This window comes from Pontibacter pudoricolor (assembly GCF_010092985.1).
Lineage (GTDB): Bacteria > Bacteroidota > Bacteroidia > Cytophagales > Hymenobacteraceae > Pontibacter > Pontibacter pudoricolor.
Map to the genome: position 1 here is coordinate 113,161 of NZ_CP048106.1, position 14,606 is coordinate 127,766.

The window sequence follows — 14,606 nt, forward strand, 5'->3', positions numbered from 1 at the left end:
CCTTCGTCGTTCAGTGATGCAAAGATAGACAGACGATTTTAAACTGCAAACATTTGCTTCAAAAAAAATCTAAAAATTTAGTCTAAAATCTGCTCCAGCGCTGTGTCGTAGTGCTTTTTGGCTACCGTAATTCCATGGTAAAGCTCACCATCAATATGGCAGTCGTGGGCTGTTACAACACCTAATTCCGTGACATTCATGCCTTTATTTTTCAACGCCTGCTCAAAAGCAACCTGCTGTTCCGGCGAAACAGAAACAACAACACGGCTCTGGCTCTCACCAAATAAAAATGCATCTTTTCTGAAATTTTTATCTGTTTCGATATCAAAGCCCAGTTCATTCGGCATTGCAGACTCCAGCAGGGTAATATATAAACCACCATCGGCCACATCGTGCGCCGACTTGATAAGCTTCTGCTCGATCACCTCTTTTATAGTTTCCTGCAGCTTCAGTTCCGCATCCATCTCAAAATAAGGAGCAGGCGATAACTTAACATTGTGGTAAGAATACAGGTACTCCGAAGAAGCGATGTCGTTCTGCGACTCACCTATCATATATATAATGTCACCAGCGTTCTGGAAAGCCAGCGTCATTTTGTTGTTCTTATCTTCCAGTATGCCCAGCATGCCTATAGTTGGCGTCGGGAACACAGGGCCTTCGTCGGAGGACTGGTTATAGAAACTTACGTTACCACCTGTTACCGGCGTACCCAGTGCGGTGCAGGCTTTGCTCATACCTTTAATAGCGCCCACAAAATGCCAGTAAACTTCCGGTACGTAGGGGTTTCCAAAATTAAGGCAGTTGGTAACAGCTACCGGCTCAGCGCCTGAGCAAACTATATTACGCGCAGCTTCTGCTACCGCAATGGCTGTTCCTTTTTCCGGGTCGGCGTATACGTAGCGGCTGTTGCAGTCCACGGTTACGGCAATCGATTTATCTGTACCTTTTACTTTAACTATAGCTGCATCCGATGGTGCATTGGTCGTCATAGTGGCCGTACCAACCATAGAGTCGTACTGGCGGTACACCCAGCGCTTGGAGGCAATGTTCGGGTGTGTTGCTAAAAACTCGGCTACGGCCTGGTAGTCTTCCGGCTCTGCCACCTGGTCAATGTTGAATTTCTTGGATTCAGCAAAGTAAGCTGGCTCACGATACTCTCTGTGGTATACCGGGGCGCCTCCACCTAACACAAGGTCGTTGGCAGGTACTTCGGCTACTAATTTGCCATCCTGGTAGTAGCGTAACTGGCCACCTTCGGTAACAACACCAATCTGCTCGCAATACAGATCCCACTTATCGCAGATATCTTTTATAGTTTGCTCATAGCCTTTTTTCATAACTATAAGCATGCGCTCCTGGCTCTCCGAAAGCAGGATCTCGAACGGAACCATGTTAGCCTGGCGGGTAGGCACCTTATCTAACCAGATATCCATGCCGTGCTCGCCTTTGGCGCTCATTTCTGAAGTAGAGCAGGTAATACCGGCTGCACCCATATCCTGCATCCCGATCACGTGGCCCGACTGGATGATCTCCAGCGTAGCTTCCAGTAATAATTTTTCCTGGAAAGGGTCGCCTACCTGCACAGATGGAAGGTCTTTGGCAGAATCTTCAGTGATATCTTTAGATGCAAAAGCAGCACCGTGTATACCATCTTTACCGGTGGCCGAGCCAACTATAAATACCGGGTTGCCTACGCCGTAAGAGGTTGCTGAAGCAGTTTCGCCAACTTTAACGATACCAGCCGAGAAAGCATTTACCAGCGGGTTTATGTTGTAGCACTCGTCAAAGAAAAGCTCGCCGCCTACCGTAGGAATACCAAAAGCATTACCATAATCGCCGATGCCTTTCACTACACCTCGTAACAAACGCTGTGTTTTCTCTGATCTTGGGTTGCCAAAGCGGAGCGAGTTAAGCTGCGCGATAGGGCGTGCACCCATGGTAAAAATATCTCTGTTGATACCACCAACACCGGTTGCGGCACCCTGGTAAGGCTCAATGGCTGATGGGTGGTTATGTGATTCGATCTTGAAGCTGCAGGCGTAACCGTCGCCGATATCAACAAGGCCTGCATTTTCTTCGCCGGCTTTGGCCAGCATGCGTGGTGAGTCTTTTGGCAGGGTTTTCAGCCAAACGATAGAGTTCTTATAAGAGCAGTGCTCCGACCACATTACGGAGAAGATACTTAACTCGGTAAAATTGGGGGTGCGACCCAGAATCTGTTTTATCTTTTCAAATTCTTCCTCCAGAAGGCCAAGCTTCTGGGCAGTTTCTACTGTTGTCAGTTGATTTTCCACGTTTTGTCTGGCTTTAGTAACGGAATAGCAAAAGTAGGAACTTATCCATTAAGAGCACAGCAGATTTAAGTATTTTATAGTTTGCCCTTTATGAACTATAGTTGCCACCAAAAAAAAATCCGGATTAATTCGGATGTAGTGTCACCAACTGCTAGCAGTTCCGTAAAGAAGGAACTCCCTTATTCTTTTATTTAATATGCCAACGACAACATCTAACCGCGAGCTTATCACGACTACCTGTGGCCGTGAACTGGATCTTAATACGACAGAATTGGTTATAGAACGCTCTAACAGCCTGTTTAGCTATAACATACACAAGCTTAAATCAGGTGAGTATGTGATAGCTGAGAAGTTTTATGCCAACCCGTTTAACAACAGGTACATCCTGCTTAACGACGATCAGATAGAGCTATTGAAGCATCTGTAAGAAATGAGGCAAAACTATTGGTAGTTGCACATAGAAATATTATATTTATAATTATAAATTTCCAAGGCAAAATCTACCGTTATGAGCTTTATCTACATTCTCTCTTTTTTACTGCTGGCTGGTGCAGGAGCAGGCCCGGCAACAATAAATAATAACCTGAATGCACATGCTGCATTGGATAGCGGGCTTTCTGTACAGGCGCAGGATACACTGCTGCATGCTTCTAAAACAGAAAAGAAGAAGAAAAAGAAATCCGCGAAAAAAGTAGAGACCAAATCCTCGAAAGTATTACTGAAGCGCAATGTGCAGCGCGTAATGCTAACCAAAAAAGGGGAGGAGGGAAACCATGTAGAAGTTGTGGTAATGGATGGAGGGATGCCGGTGCGCAACCTCGAAGACCTGCAGATGATTGGCAGCAGTGGCAGCAGTACAGCTTTAAGCAACTTCCAGGGATTCGATAATTATTCGCTCCCTTTTGAGGGCTATATAAAATACAGATCAGTAAATAAGATGGGCTCTGTAGTGTACGATCGCGAAGTCCGGTTTGTGATGAACGAGCCTGGTAAATGGGTTCTTCGCATCGATCAGTAACGGAACCAGGCCATTTTTTACACAGCTCCCCGGCAACAAAAGGAGGTTGCCGGGGAGCTGTGTTTTGTTTTAACTATAGTTTGATACTGAATAAGTTAAAAGTTTTTGGTGTGTTATATGGTTTTAAGAGATTTATGCATTAGTTTTGCACCCTGAAATAGCTCCGTTTTAATAGTTAATCAATATAAAAAGTCAAATGGCGAATATTGGCAGAATTACCCAGGTTATCGGTCCAGTAGTGGACGTTAGCTTTGCGGGTGAAAACGCAAAACTACCAAATATCCTCGACGCGCTTGAGGTAATAAAAGAAAGCGGCCAGCGCATCGTGCTGGAAGTGCAGCAGCACCTCGGCGAAGATCGTGTACGTACCATTGCAATGGACTCTACAGAAGGCCTTACACGTGGTGCACAGGTAAATGACCTGGGTGGCCCGATCACTATGCCAACTGGAAATGCCATTAATGGCCGTCTGTTCAACGTAATCGGCGAAGCAATTGACGGTATACCGCAGCCCGCTACTACTACGCGTCTGCCAATTCACCGTGCTGCGCCTCTTTTCGAAGAACTTGCAACTTCTTCTGAAATCCTTTACACCGGTATTAAAGTAATCGACCTGCTGGCACCTTATGTAAAAGGTGGTAAAATTGGTCTTTTCGGTGGTGCCGGGGTAGGTAAGACTGTATTGATCATGGAGCTGGTAAACAACATTGCAAAGGCTTATTCAGGTCTTTCTGTGTTTGCCGGTGTTGGTGAGCGTACACGTGAAGGAAACGACTTACTACGTGAATTCCTTGAGTCAGACATTATCCGTTACGGTGCAGAGTTTAAGCACTCTATGGAAGCCGGCGGATGGGATCTTACGAAAGTTGACATGGCTGAGCTGGAGAAATCTCAGGCTACGCTGGTGTTCGGTCAGATGAACGAGCCTCCTGGGGCGCGTGCACGTGTTGCCTTGTCTGGTCTTACCGTAGCGGAAAACTTCCGTGATGGTGATGGTACTGGTGCAGGTCGCGATATCCTTTTCTTTATCGACAACATCTTCCGCTTTACGCAGGCAGGTTCTGAGGTATCGGCTCTTTTAGGTCGTATGCCTTCAGCAGTAGGTTACCAGCCAACGCTGGCAACTGAAATGGGCGCCATGCAGGAGCGTATCACGTCTACTAAGCGTGGTTCCATTACATCTGTCCAGGCTGTTTACGTACCTGCGGATGACTTAACTGACCCTGCTCCAGCGACGACTTTCGCTCACTTGGATGCAACTACAGTACTTTCGCGTAAAATTGCTGAGCTTGGTATCTACCCTGCGGTAGACCCTCTGGATTCTACTTCACGTATCCTGTCTGCTGACGTTCTGGGTGCTGAGCACTACAACACAGCACAGCGCGTTAAGGAAATTCTTCAGCGTTACAAAGAACTTCAGGATATCATCGCCATCCTTGGTATGGACGAACTATCTGATGAAGATAAGCTGGTTGTATCAAGAGCGCGCCGTGTGCAGCGTTTCTTATCTCAGCCGTTCCACGTAGCTGAGCAGTTTACAGGCCTTGCAGGTGTACTTGTTGATATCAAAGACACTATCAGAGGCTTTAACGAGATCATGGACGGTAAGTATGACCACCTTCCGGAAGCTGCCTTCAACCTTGTAGGTACCATTGAAGATGCAGTAACCAAAGGTGAGAAACTGCTTGCCGAAGCAAAATAGGTTTGAATTAGTTAAGAGTTAAGAGTTTATAGTTAAGAGTGGGTATCACCTCATTCTGACTTTAAACTTTTAACTCTGAACTCTGAACAAAAAAAAATGTATTTAGAGATAATCACACCAGATAGAAAGGTTTTTGCCGGTGAGGTAGATGCAGCACAGTTTCCGGGAGCTAACGGCTCTTTTGAGGTTCTGGACCTGCACGCTCCCCTTATCAGCACCATGGAAAGAGGCAGAATCCGGGTAACTACCAAAAAAGGACAGGAGTTCTTTACCGTGGATGGCGGTGTGGTAGAAGTACTGAACAATAAGATCATTGTACTTGCCGAATCTGTGATCGAGTAACGATATCTATTTACAATAGCAAAACGCCTTCTGTTCTTTGTGAGCAGAAGGCGTTTTTTGTTACAGGCTGTTGGGTAGCTATAGTTTACTAAATACCGGACTATAGTTTAACCAAACAAAGGCAATATTATTTCTCGCCCTCGCTCGCGTCCCGCGAGTGTGAGCTACCAGCAGACTCTGGCCGCTTTGGCTGTGAAATGCGGCAAGTTTAGTGTGAGCCAAACTTGCGGCTGAGCATAAGGCTAGTTTGCGACAGGCTAAACTATGGTTCCGGATAACGCCAGTTACAAACTGGCACCATAGTTAACCACCAGTTACCGCTGAGCTCAAACTGGCGGCATGGACGGTTTTAACCCGGCAGGATACTACCAAATGCCTCAAGCCCTGAAGAAAATTTGGACACAACCACAATTCAATACTGGAGGCAAAACTTATTCTGTAACAGGGTAACCGGATTCTTTCCAGGCTTTATATCCGCCATCCAGGTGTGCAACGTTTTCGTAGCCCATTTGCTTTAACGTGGAAGTCGCCAGGGCAGAACGTCCTCCGGAAGCGCAATGCAGGATCAGGCGTTTGTTCTTGTCAAATTCCGGTTTATGGTAGGGCAGGGTTTCATCTGCGTGAAATTCGATCATGCCGCGTGGCGAGTGCACCGAACCCGCAATTTTTCCATTCTGGCTTAGCTCATCGCTCTCCCTGATATCAATGAGCGTTGCGTTCCCATTTTTTAATTCTTCGTGTACCTGGGCCGGTGTCAGGTTTTCGATGTTTTGTTTAGCTTCTTTTACTAAATCGGTTGCAGACTTTGCCATAGTTTTACTGTTTTATAGTTTGATGTTTAGCGCGTAACATTGATGATACTACTATTCGCCAATTAGATCAGACCAGGTAAGTATCTGCTCATTAAACGGGAAACTATAACGTATGGTACCAACTATAGTATTTCCAGTTCTACATCGCCTTCTACCGGGTACCCGACGCAGGTAAGTGTCAGGCCTTTTTGAAGGTCGCGTTCAGTCAGCACTTCGTTATAAGCCATCCAAACTTTGCCTTTTAATATCCTGGCCAGGCAACTGCCACACTTGCCGGTTTCGCAACTATAAGGCAATACAACTCCGGCTTCGCGCGCACTTGATAAGATGTTTTCCGGGTATTTACATGCTATGTGGGTAGTCTTGCCATTAATATGCAGTGTAACCTGGTGTGCTCGGGTGTCCGGTGGAACAAGTTTGGGTAACGGCGTTTTATCTACATTAAAAACTTCTTTCCGGATCTGGTTAGCAGAAAAGCCATACTGGCGAAGCGCAAAAGAGCTCAGGCGCATATAGTTGAGCGGGCCGCACAAGTAAAACAACAGCTGCTGGCGCGGGGCGGCAGCCAACTGATCTATGAGCTTATACAGGTAATCTTTATGCAGGCGGGCTCTGCCCAGGTCCGGCGTGTTGCTGAAGATGAACTCAATGTGTAACCGGCCAGGAAAGGTGGCAGCTAACTCCCTGAGGGGCTGCAGAAACATAGTTTGTTTAGGAGATTTGTTACTGTAAAATAATACAACAGAAAGATGTGGGTACGCATGTAGTGCAGTTTTAACTAACGAAAAGATAGGTGTAATACCGCTACCCGCAGCCAGGAAGAAAATTTGCTTATAGTTCAGAATATCGTCAGGTAAGGTAAATAACCCGCCGGTACCGCTTGCCAGGAGCGTATCACCAACACGGGCGTGGTCTACCAGCTGTCGGGAATAGAAACCGTTCTCAATTCTTTTTACGCCGATGGCAAGCGGCTCCTGTAATACCGGAGATGAGGTAATGGAGTAGGAGCGCCTGATCTCACCATGTGGGCCATGGTGCAGCAACGTAAGGTACTGCCCTGCTTTATAGGAAACTGTTTCATTGAAAGTAATAACCTTTACGCCTGTAACTTCTTCGTTTATGCTGCTGATGGTAAGAGGTAAATAACCAGGCGCTTTTTCTGCTGATTTAGCTGACACACTCATAGTTTTTGAATACGCAAAAAGGTGCAATTAGCTTGCACTATAGTTTTAAAGGTGCAAGTATAGTTCAAACTATAGGTAAGCTTAGAAATAACTATAGTTCGAACTATAAGCGCAGCTAGCTGGAAGCTGGTTTATCTGCAAGCCCCAGGTTCTTCATGGTTTCTTTCAGGGCTTCGTGGTCATCTGTAATGATCAGGAGCTTATCGTCAGGGGTAAGTTCTGTTTTTCCGCCTGGTACAAAATACTTTCCATTACGCTTAACCATTACAGCAAGTGTTTTCTCAGGCAAAGGCAGATTCATAAGTTTATTGCCAGATCTTAGCGCATGCTCTGTAATATTCAGCTCAGTCATCACGGACTTTATCTCATCCGAAAATTCTACATCAAAGTCTTCCGGTTTTTTAAGTGTGTTTGGTTGTTCGCTTAAACCCAGCCAGGTAGCCATTTTAGAAAGCGAAGTACCCTGCACAACCAGCGATACCAGCGTACAGAAGAATACGATATTAAAGATGAGCCGCGCATGAGGAACCTCGGCAGCTAATGGAAGTATGGCAAAAATGATCGGAACAGCTCCCCTGAGCCCCACCCAGGAAACAAAGGTTCTGTCCTTCATTGTCATTTTACGGAAAGGCAGCGTACATAAAAATACACTGAGCGGGCGCGTGATAAAGATCATCATGAAGCTGATAATTAAACCTGGGATGATGATCGGGACAAGTTCGCGGGGATTAACCAGTAAGCCGAGCGTTAAGAACATAAGCAGCTGGCTCATCCAGGCCATGCCATCAAAAAAGTTAAGCGAAGAGCGCTTGTGCACAAATTTGGAATTGCCTATAACCAGGCCTCCGATATACACCGCCAGGTAACCATTGCCTTTAATAAAGTAAGTGGCTGAAAAAATAAAGATACAGAACGTGAAAACCAGGATAGGATATAAAGAGCTGTTATCGATCTGTACACGGTTAATTACTTTTACGGCTAATTTGCCCAGTGTATAACCTGCAACCAACCCTATTATGAGCTGCATTAAAAGCATGCCGGTTGCGGCCAGGTAATTGGGTGAGGCCTCCATTTTTATGATCTCGATCAGGGTTATAGTAAGGATGTAGGCCATCGGGTCGTTACTACCACTTTCGAGTTCCAGCAGGGGGCGCAGGTTATTTTTAAGGTGCAGGCCTTTGGATCGCAGAATAGAGAATACCGAAGCGGAGTCGGTGGAGGACATTGTAGCAGCCAGCAGCAATGCTGTAGCAAGCCCTATGCCTGCTGCTTCTATCGTTTCACCCAGTATCCACCAGCTTAACAGACCAGTTAACAGCGCTGTTAGTAAAACACCTACCGTAGCAAGCACTACCCCCGGCAGAATAACAGGTCTTATCTCAGAAATTTTAGTGTCCATACCACCTGAGAACAGAATGATACAGAGGGCAACAGTTCCTATTGTCTGGGCTAATTGTATGTTTTCAAACTCAAAGCCGAACCCATCGCTGCCAAAAAGCATACCTACCGATAGAAATAACAATAATGCCGGAACACCGAATTTATAGCCGGCTTTTCCAGCCATAATGCTCAGGAAAAAAAGAACGGAAATGCTGAAAAGTATTAATTCTACTGATATCTCCATAGGTACTACATTAATCATATGGTATAGAGGTATATTGGATAGTAACAGAAACTTAAACATGTAAAGAGCCAACAAGTTTCAGAAAGGCATACGTACTTTGCAATATAAGAATTACTGCTTATTTTTAGCTTCAAATCCCGCTTTATGCCTATAATCTCGCCAAAATCTACCCCAATTTTCCAGACCTCCGTTTTTACGTTCGATGACCTGAACGAGCTGGAACTATACTTTGAACAGCCGGGGCAGCGCTATATGTATTCCCGTTATGCCAACCCAAATTCTGATGAACTGGCAAATGAGGTAAATAAACTGGAAAAAGGTGTGGGAGCTATAGTTACCTCGTCGGGTATGTCGGCTATACTGGCAGCTATACTGGCCATCTGCAAGGCCGGTGACCATGTTCTGTGCGCAGAAGAAATCTATGGAGGTTCTTCGGCATTACTTACCCAGGAACTGAGCAGGATCGGGATTGAGGTGACGTATGTGCCATCGGAGAATACGTATAGTTTTGATGCGTTGGTGCAGCCCAATACGCGCCTGTTCCTGGCTGAAACGATGAGCAACCCACTGCTGGTGGTATTTGATATCAGACGCCTTGCTACAGAAACACAAAAACATAACATAAAGCTGGTCATCGATAATACCTTTGCCACGCCTATAGTTACCAAACCGCTTGGTTTAGGTGCAGATATCGTGATCCATAGTGTTACCAAGTACCTGTCAGGGCACAGTGATGTAACAGCGGGCGTGGTTATTTGCAAGGAGGAACAAGACCTGCAGCGGGTGCAGAAAGTGATGTTAACCTATGGGCTTAACCTGAGTCCTTTTGAAAGCTGGCTGGCAGCACGCGGCCTTAAAACCCTGCGCCTGCGCATGAAGCAGCATTGCTCTAATGCCCAAACTATAGCTGAGTTCCTGCAGGGGCATCCAAAAGTAGAACAGGTCTGGTATCCGGGTCTGCGCAAGCACCCACAACATCAGTTGGCAAAAGAGCAGGGGAGCGGGCTGTATGGCGGCATGCTGAGCTTCAGGATAAAAGACGATAAAGAAGCTGTGAACCGTTTTATGCATGGGCTGGAACATATCCCGTTTGCGCCTTCACTGGCAGGGGTAAGCACCTCTATTTCATATCCGTTAGGTACGTCGCATCGCTCGTTATCGGCAGCGCAACAGCAAAAAATAGGTATTACAGCCGGTGTTATCCGCTTATCGGTTGGTATAGAAGAGGATGAAGAGCTACTGGCTGATCTGGTAAGAGGCTTGGCTAACGTATAGTTTCCGTATACTAAAAACTATAGCAGAATTTGCTTTAGGGCCTTTACCACTTTATCCAGGTCCTCTTCGGTAAGGCTGCTGCTGCTTGGCAGGCATAAGCCGCGCTCAAAAAGCTGGTCGCTGGTGCCGTTGCTAAAGTAAGCACAGTCTGCAAAGAGTGGTTGCTGGTGCATTGGTTTTAAGAGCAGCCTGGTTTCAATGTTATCATGCTCCAGCTCCTGGCGTACCTGTTCTGGTTTAAAGCCTTCCGGTAATAGTATAGTAGTCAGCCAGCGGTTGGTAAAACAGAATTTTGGCTCAGGTACAAATTCCAGGCCTTCCACTTCGCTCAACTGCTCTTTATAGTAACTATAGATCTCGCGACGCTGCTTCACGCGCTTTTCGAGTACCTCTAACTGCCCACGACCAATACCTGCATTTATGTTGCTGAGCATATAGTTGTAGCCCATTTGTGAGTGCAGGTAATATGGAGCTGGTTCTTTGGCCTGGTTTGCGAGGAATACAGCCTGCTTTGCCAATGCTTCGTCTGCCGTTATAAGCGCGCCGCCACCCGATGTAGTAATGATCTTATTCCCGTTAAAAGAGAAAACACCGATCCTGCCAAACGTACCTACCTGATGCCCACTATACCTGGAGCCAAGTGCTTCAGCCGCATCTTCCATCACCGGAATCTCATAACGGTTTGCTACCTCCATGATCTCTTTCATTTTAGCAGGCATTCCATAGATATGCACCACCAGAATGCAGGCAGGTTTTTTACCACGCGCTATACCGGCATTTATGGCCTGGTCCAGCAGTTCCGGGCTCATATTCCAGGTTTCGGGTTCGCTGTCTACAAAAACAGGAGTGGCGTCTACATATAAAATGGGATTAGCAGAAGCTACAAACGTAAAGGTAGAGCAGATCACTTCGTCGCCGGGCTTTACGCCCAACACCCTGAGACCCAGATGCAACGCTGCAGTGCCGGAGCTTACTGCAACAGCATGTTGTGCGTTGGTATGCTGGCAGATGTCATGTTCAAAACCGGGTATATTGGGGCCAACCGTTGTTACCCAGTTATCTTCCAGCGCTTTCTGCACATAGTTGCGCTCATGTCCGCCCATGTGGGGCACCGACAAAAAAATGCGTCCTGGTCTGTAATTTAGTTGTGTCATCTGGGTAAAGGGCAGTTTAGTGCTATACAAGTAAGCGAAAATCTTTTGAAGAACATACCGTAATTTTGCCGGCAGCAAGTAAAGAAAGCATTCATGATATCCCGACAAGTTTACTTAATTTACAGTAAGCTCTAACCGAAATCAACAGTGTTGAAATGATGTTTCTGAGATGCAGTTAAGTGTAGGATACCCACGCAGCTAAACATTACGTATTTATATTTCAGGATGTTTGGCTTTATCTCTATGTTTTAATATTTGCATGGATTAGTTAAAAACGAAGCCGAACAACTGCCTACAATTCTCTTTATTTGCTTACTTGCAGTAATTTTACTTACAGAGATGCTTGACTTCCCGAACGCAAAAATAAATTTAGGTTTACAGATCATCGAAAAACGGCCTGATGGGTTTCATAACCTGGAGTCGTGCTTTTACCCTGTGCAGTGGTGCGATGCCCTGGAGGTTTTACCGGCGGCGCAGAATACATTTACCATGAGCGGCCTGCCAGTGCCCGGAGACACCGAATCCAACCTTTGCCTGAAAGCTTATAAGTTACTTGAGAAAGCCCACAACCTGCCGCCCGTGCACATGCACCTGCACAAAGTTATTCCGATGGGAGCGGGGCTGGGCGGTGGTTCTGCCGATGCTGCCTTTGTGCTGCGTATCCTGAATAAGCTTTTTGACCTTAATCTACCTACCGAAGAATTGCAGAATTATGCCCGCCAGTTGGGCAGCGACTGTGCTTTTTTTATAGAGAATAAGCCCGTAATTGCCGTAGAGCGGGGTGACGTTTTTATGCCGGCTCTCCTTGACCTGAGCGGCTATAGTTGTGTAGTGGTGTATCCGGGAATCCATATCACAACGGCTGAAGCTTATGCCGGTGTTACCCCGGGAAAGCCGGTCTGCTCTATAGAAATGATCCTGAAACAGGATATTAAACTATGGAAAGACATCATGCACAACGATTTTGAGAAATCACTTTTCCCAAAGTACCCTGAGCTGGCAGTCCTGAAAGAAAATTTATACGAAGCAGGAGCCGTTTACGCGTCCATGACGGGTTCGGGCTCTGCTGTATATGGTATATTTAAAGGCGATACGCCGACAAACTTAATCTTTCCTGAAAATTACCTCCTCTGGAAAGGCCTTCTTTAGTTTTTTGCGACGCTCAGCCACCGTATTTATGACAGGGTAAATGAATACGCTCAGCAGAATTATACTTGCCCCCACATAAAATTCAGAAGAGAGCTGGCTGCCCTCATTAAAAATAAAAATAGCCAGGATAATGCCGTAAACAGGTTCCAGGTTCACGGTCAGGTTCATGGTAAAAGCAGAAATACGCTGCATTAATCTTACGCCAGCCGTGTAAGCATACACCGTACAAGCCAGTATAAGTACTGCCATGTACACCCAATCCATCGGAACCATGCTAAAGTTTAGCTGGTTGCCTTCTGCAAAATACATCGTATAAACCGGGAAGAACAGGATAGTACCCAGGAAAGCCCCACCCATTTCGTAGCAGGTTATAGTTGTAGATGGTATCTTTTTTACCAGGTTGGCATTAATGATAGTAAAGATGGATGCCAGCAACGCAGACCCGATCGCCATACTGATACCCAGCACACTGTTAAAGTCCGTTTCGTTGCGGAAGATGATGTAGAGCCCGAATATGATCAGCAAAGCCAGGAATACTTCGTATGGCTTAATCTTTTTCTTTGTAAATAATGGCTCCAGGAAAGCAGTCCAGAGGCTGCAGGTTGCCATACCTATGAGGCATATGGAAACAGATGCTACCCGTGCGGCCGCAAAAAACAGGATCCAGTGGGCAGCGATCAGGAAACCAACTCCAAGCATTTTCAGACCTATAGTTCTGCCAAGCCAGAAAACAGCTTTTGTTTTATAGATAATCAGTGCAAGTGCTAAAGCAGTAATAATTGTGCGTATGGCAACCAGTTCTACAGCCGGTATAGTTATTAGTTTGCCAAGTATAGCTGTGAAACCCCACAGTAAAATAACAAAGTGCAGTTCAATAAAATCTCTTAAGCGAGGCATTAGCGTGGTATAAAACGGTAAAGTAAAAAGCCGATCCCCGTGAAAACGGTGGTCGGTATCCAGGCAGCAATCTGCGGCGGAATATCACCAACCTGTGCTAGGCTGCGGCTGGTAATCACGAATACGATAAAAACAAATGCCAGAAAGAATCCAAGCGCGATCTGAACTCCTACACCGCCACGGGCTTTTCGGGCACTAACTATAACCCCGATAACGGTAAGGATAATAATGGCAAACGGGTAACTGAAGCGCTCGTATTTTTCAACCAGGTATATTTCCAGGTCATCGGCGCCGCGCATTTTCTTTTCATCAATCAGTTTGTTAAGCTCCGGCAGCGTAAGGGTTTGCTCCAGTTTATAAGTACTTTCAAAATCCTTGGGCTGCATGTTCAGCGTTGTGTCCAGGTCCTGCCCTTTATAGATCGTCTCTTTTTCACCATCAAAAGTGCGCAGGGTATAATAATCCATGTGCCATTTTCCGGCGTCCTGGTCCCAGGTTACACTGTTTGATGTGATCTTGCTTTTAAGTGTTGTGCCAACGATCCGCTCCAGGGCAAAGTTGTAGCCTACATGCGCATTTACGTTGTAGCTCTCCATATACACATAAGCATCTGGCGCTATTTTAATATGGATGTTGCGGCTATCGTAAGTATAAGGGCTTTTTACATACTTTACCTGGAAAGCCACACTCTTTTTGTTTGCATTCGGAATTACCCAACCGATCAGACCAAAGATTAAGGCACCGATAAGCGTAGCGCCCACAACATAAGGTACCAGCAGCCTTCTGAAACTGATGCCGCTACTCAGCATGGCTACAATCTCGGTATGGGAAGCAAGTTTAGCCGTAACAAATACAGTGGCAATGAACACCGTTATCGGGCTCAGCATGTTGGCGTAAAACGGGATCAGGTTGATGTAGTAATCAAAGATGATCTCAGCTAATGGTACCTTCTCCTGTATAAAGTCGTCGTTCTTTTCCGTAAAGTCGATTACCAGGATGATGGATACGAGTATCAGTACCGCGAACACAAACGTGGTGAGGAACTTCTTCAGTATGTACCAGTCGAGAATCTTCAAATGATTTATAGTTTAAGAGTTTAGGAGTTAAAGAATTTGTGAGTTTAAAAGTTAAATCTATAACTCCTAAACTCATTAA

Annotated in this window: 13 protein-coding genes; 6 read left to right on the forward strand and 7 right to left on the reverse strand. The window is 45.9% G+C overall.

The window, feature by feature from the left end; all coding sequences use genetic code 11:
- Positions 1 to 77: 77 nt before the first annotated feature.
- The gene (gene purL / locus GSQ66_RS00515; RefSeq protein ID WP_162425660.1) at positions 78 to 2,294 is read right to left on the reverse strand and encodes a phosphoribosylformylglycinamidine synthase subunit PurL; all 2,217 of its coding nucleotides are present in this window, start codon (positions 2,292 to 2,294) and stop codon (positions 78 to 80) included.
- 196 nt (positions 2,295 to 2,490) lie between these two features.
- Between purL and GSQ66_RS00520 the strand changes: the two genes are divergently transcribed.
- The 4 genes from GSQ66_RS00520 (at position 2,491) to atpC (ending at position 5,356) form a co-directional block, all read left to right on the forward strand.
- Entirely contained in the window at positions 2,491 to 2,721 is a 231-nt protein-coding gene (locus tag GSQ66_RS00520; protein WP_162425661.1) for a hypothetical protein, read from the forward strand.
- 81 nt (positions 2,722 to 2,802) lie between these two features.
- Complete coding sequence (locus GSQ66_RS00525) at positions 2,803 to 3,312, forward strand: hypothetical protein (RefSeq protein ID WP_162425662.1); 510 nt, start codon at positions 2,803 to 2,805, stop codon at positions 3,310 to 3,312.
- A gap of 196 nt (positions 3,313 to 3,508) precedes the next feature.
- The gene (gene atpD / locus GSQ66_RS00530) at positions 3,509 to 5,014 is read left to right on the forward strand and encodes a F0F1 ATP synthase subunit beta (RefSeq protein WP_162425663.1); all 1,506 of its coding nucleotides are present in this window, start codon (positions 3,509 to 3,511) and stop codon (positions 5,012 to 5,014) included.
- Between the two features lie 96 nt (positions 5,015 to 5,110).
- Positions 5,111 to 5,356, forward strand: coding sequence for an ATP synthase F1 subunit epsilon (atpC, locus tag GSQ66_RS00535; protein ID WP_162425664.1), 246 nt, complete (start codon positions 5,111 to 5,113; stop codon positions 5,354 to 5,356).
- A gap of 431 nt (positions 5,357 to 5,787) precedes the next feature.
- On the opposite strand, the gene GSQ66_RS00540 is transcribed toward atpC, so the two are convergent.
- From GSQ66_RS00540 to GSQ66_RS00550, 3 genes are all read right to left on the reverse strand, one after another.
- Positions 5,788 to 6,168 carry a rhodanese-like domain-containing protein gene (locus GSQ66_RS00540; protein ID WP_162425665.1) on the reverse strand — a complete coding sequence of 127 codons (381 nt, stop codon included), beginning with the start codon at positions 6,166 to 6,168 and terminating at the stop codon, positions 5,788 to 5,790.
- A 122-nt stretch (positions 6,169 to 6,290) separates the two neighbouring features.
- Positions 6,291 to 7,352: a ferredoxin--NADP reductase gene (locus GSQ66_RS00545; RefSeq protein WP_162425666.1), complete on the reverse strand. Its 1,062-nt coding sequence runs from the start codon at positions 7,350 to 7,352 to the stop codon at positions 6,291 to 6,293.
- A gap of 115 nt (positions 7,353 to 7,467) precedes the next feature.
- Positions 7,468 to 8,994 (reverse strand): potassium/proton antiporter, encoded by a 1,527-nt coding sequence (locus GSQ66_RS00550; protein ID WP_238395763.1) that lies wholly within the window; start codon positions 8,992 to 8,994, stop codon positions 7,468 to 7,470.
- 126 nt (positions 8,995 to 9,120) lie between these two features.
- Here GSQ66_RS00550 and GSQ66_RS00555 point away from each other — a divergent pair, with 126 nt between their 5' ends.
- Positions 9,121 to 10,251: a trans-sulfuration enzyme family protein gene (locus GSQ66_RS00555; protein WP_162425667.1), complete on the forward strand. Its 1,131-nt coding sequence runs from the start codon at positions 9,121 to 9,123 to the stop codon at positions 10,249 to 10,251.
- Between the two features lie 17 nt (positions 10,252 to 10,268).
- On the opposite strand, the gene GSQ66_RS00560 is transcribed toward GSQ66_RS00555, so the two are convergent.
- Entirely contained in the window at positions 10,269 to 11,405 is a 1,137-nt protein-coding gene (locus tag GSQ66_RS00560) for a DegT/DnrJ/EryC1/StrS family aminotransferase (protein ID WP_162425668.1), read from the reverse strand.
- 339 nt (positions 11,406 to 11,744) lie between these two features.
- Between GSQ66_RS00560 and ispE the strand changes: the two genes are divergently transcribed.
- The gene (gene ispE / locus GSQ66_RS00565; RefSeq protein WP_162425669.1) at positions 11,745 to 12,554 is read left to right on the forward strand and encodes a 4-(cytidine 5'-diphospho)-2-C-methyl-D-erythritol kinase; all 810 of its coding nucleotides are present in this window, start codon (positions 11,745 to 11,747) and stop codon (positions 12,552 to 12,554) included.
- Here ispE and GSQ66_RS00570 read toward each other — a convergent pair.
- Together GSQ66_RS00570 and GSQ66_RS00575 are read right to left on the reverse strand one after the other, a co-directional pair.
- Complete coding sequence (locus GSQ66_RS00570; protein WP_162425670.1) at positions 12,510 to 13,451, reverse strand: DMT family transporter; 942 nt, start codon at positions 13,449 to 13,451, stop codon at positions 12,510 to 12,512. The genes ispE and GSQ66_RS00570 overlap by 45 nt on opposite strands.
- Positions 13,451 to 14,527, reverse strand: coding sequence for an LptF/LptG family permease (locus GSQ66_RS00575; RefSeq protein WP_162425671.1), 1,077 nt, complete (start codon positions 14,525 to 14,527; stop codon positions 13,451 to 13,453). The genes GSQ66_RS00570 and GSQ66_RS00575 overlap by 1 nt, the downstream gene beginning before the upstream one ends.
- Between the last annotated feature and the right edge of the window lie 79 nt (positions 14,528 to 14,606).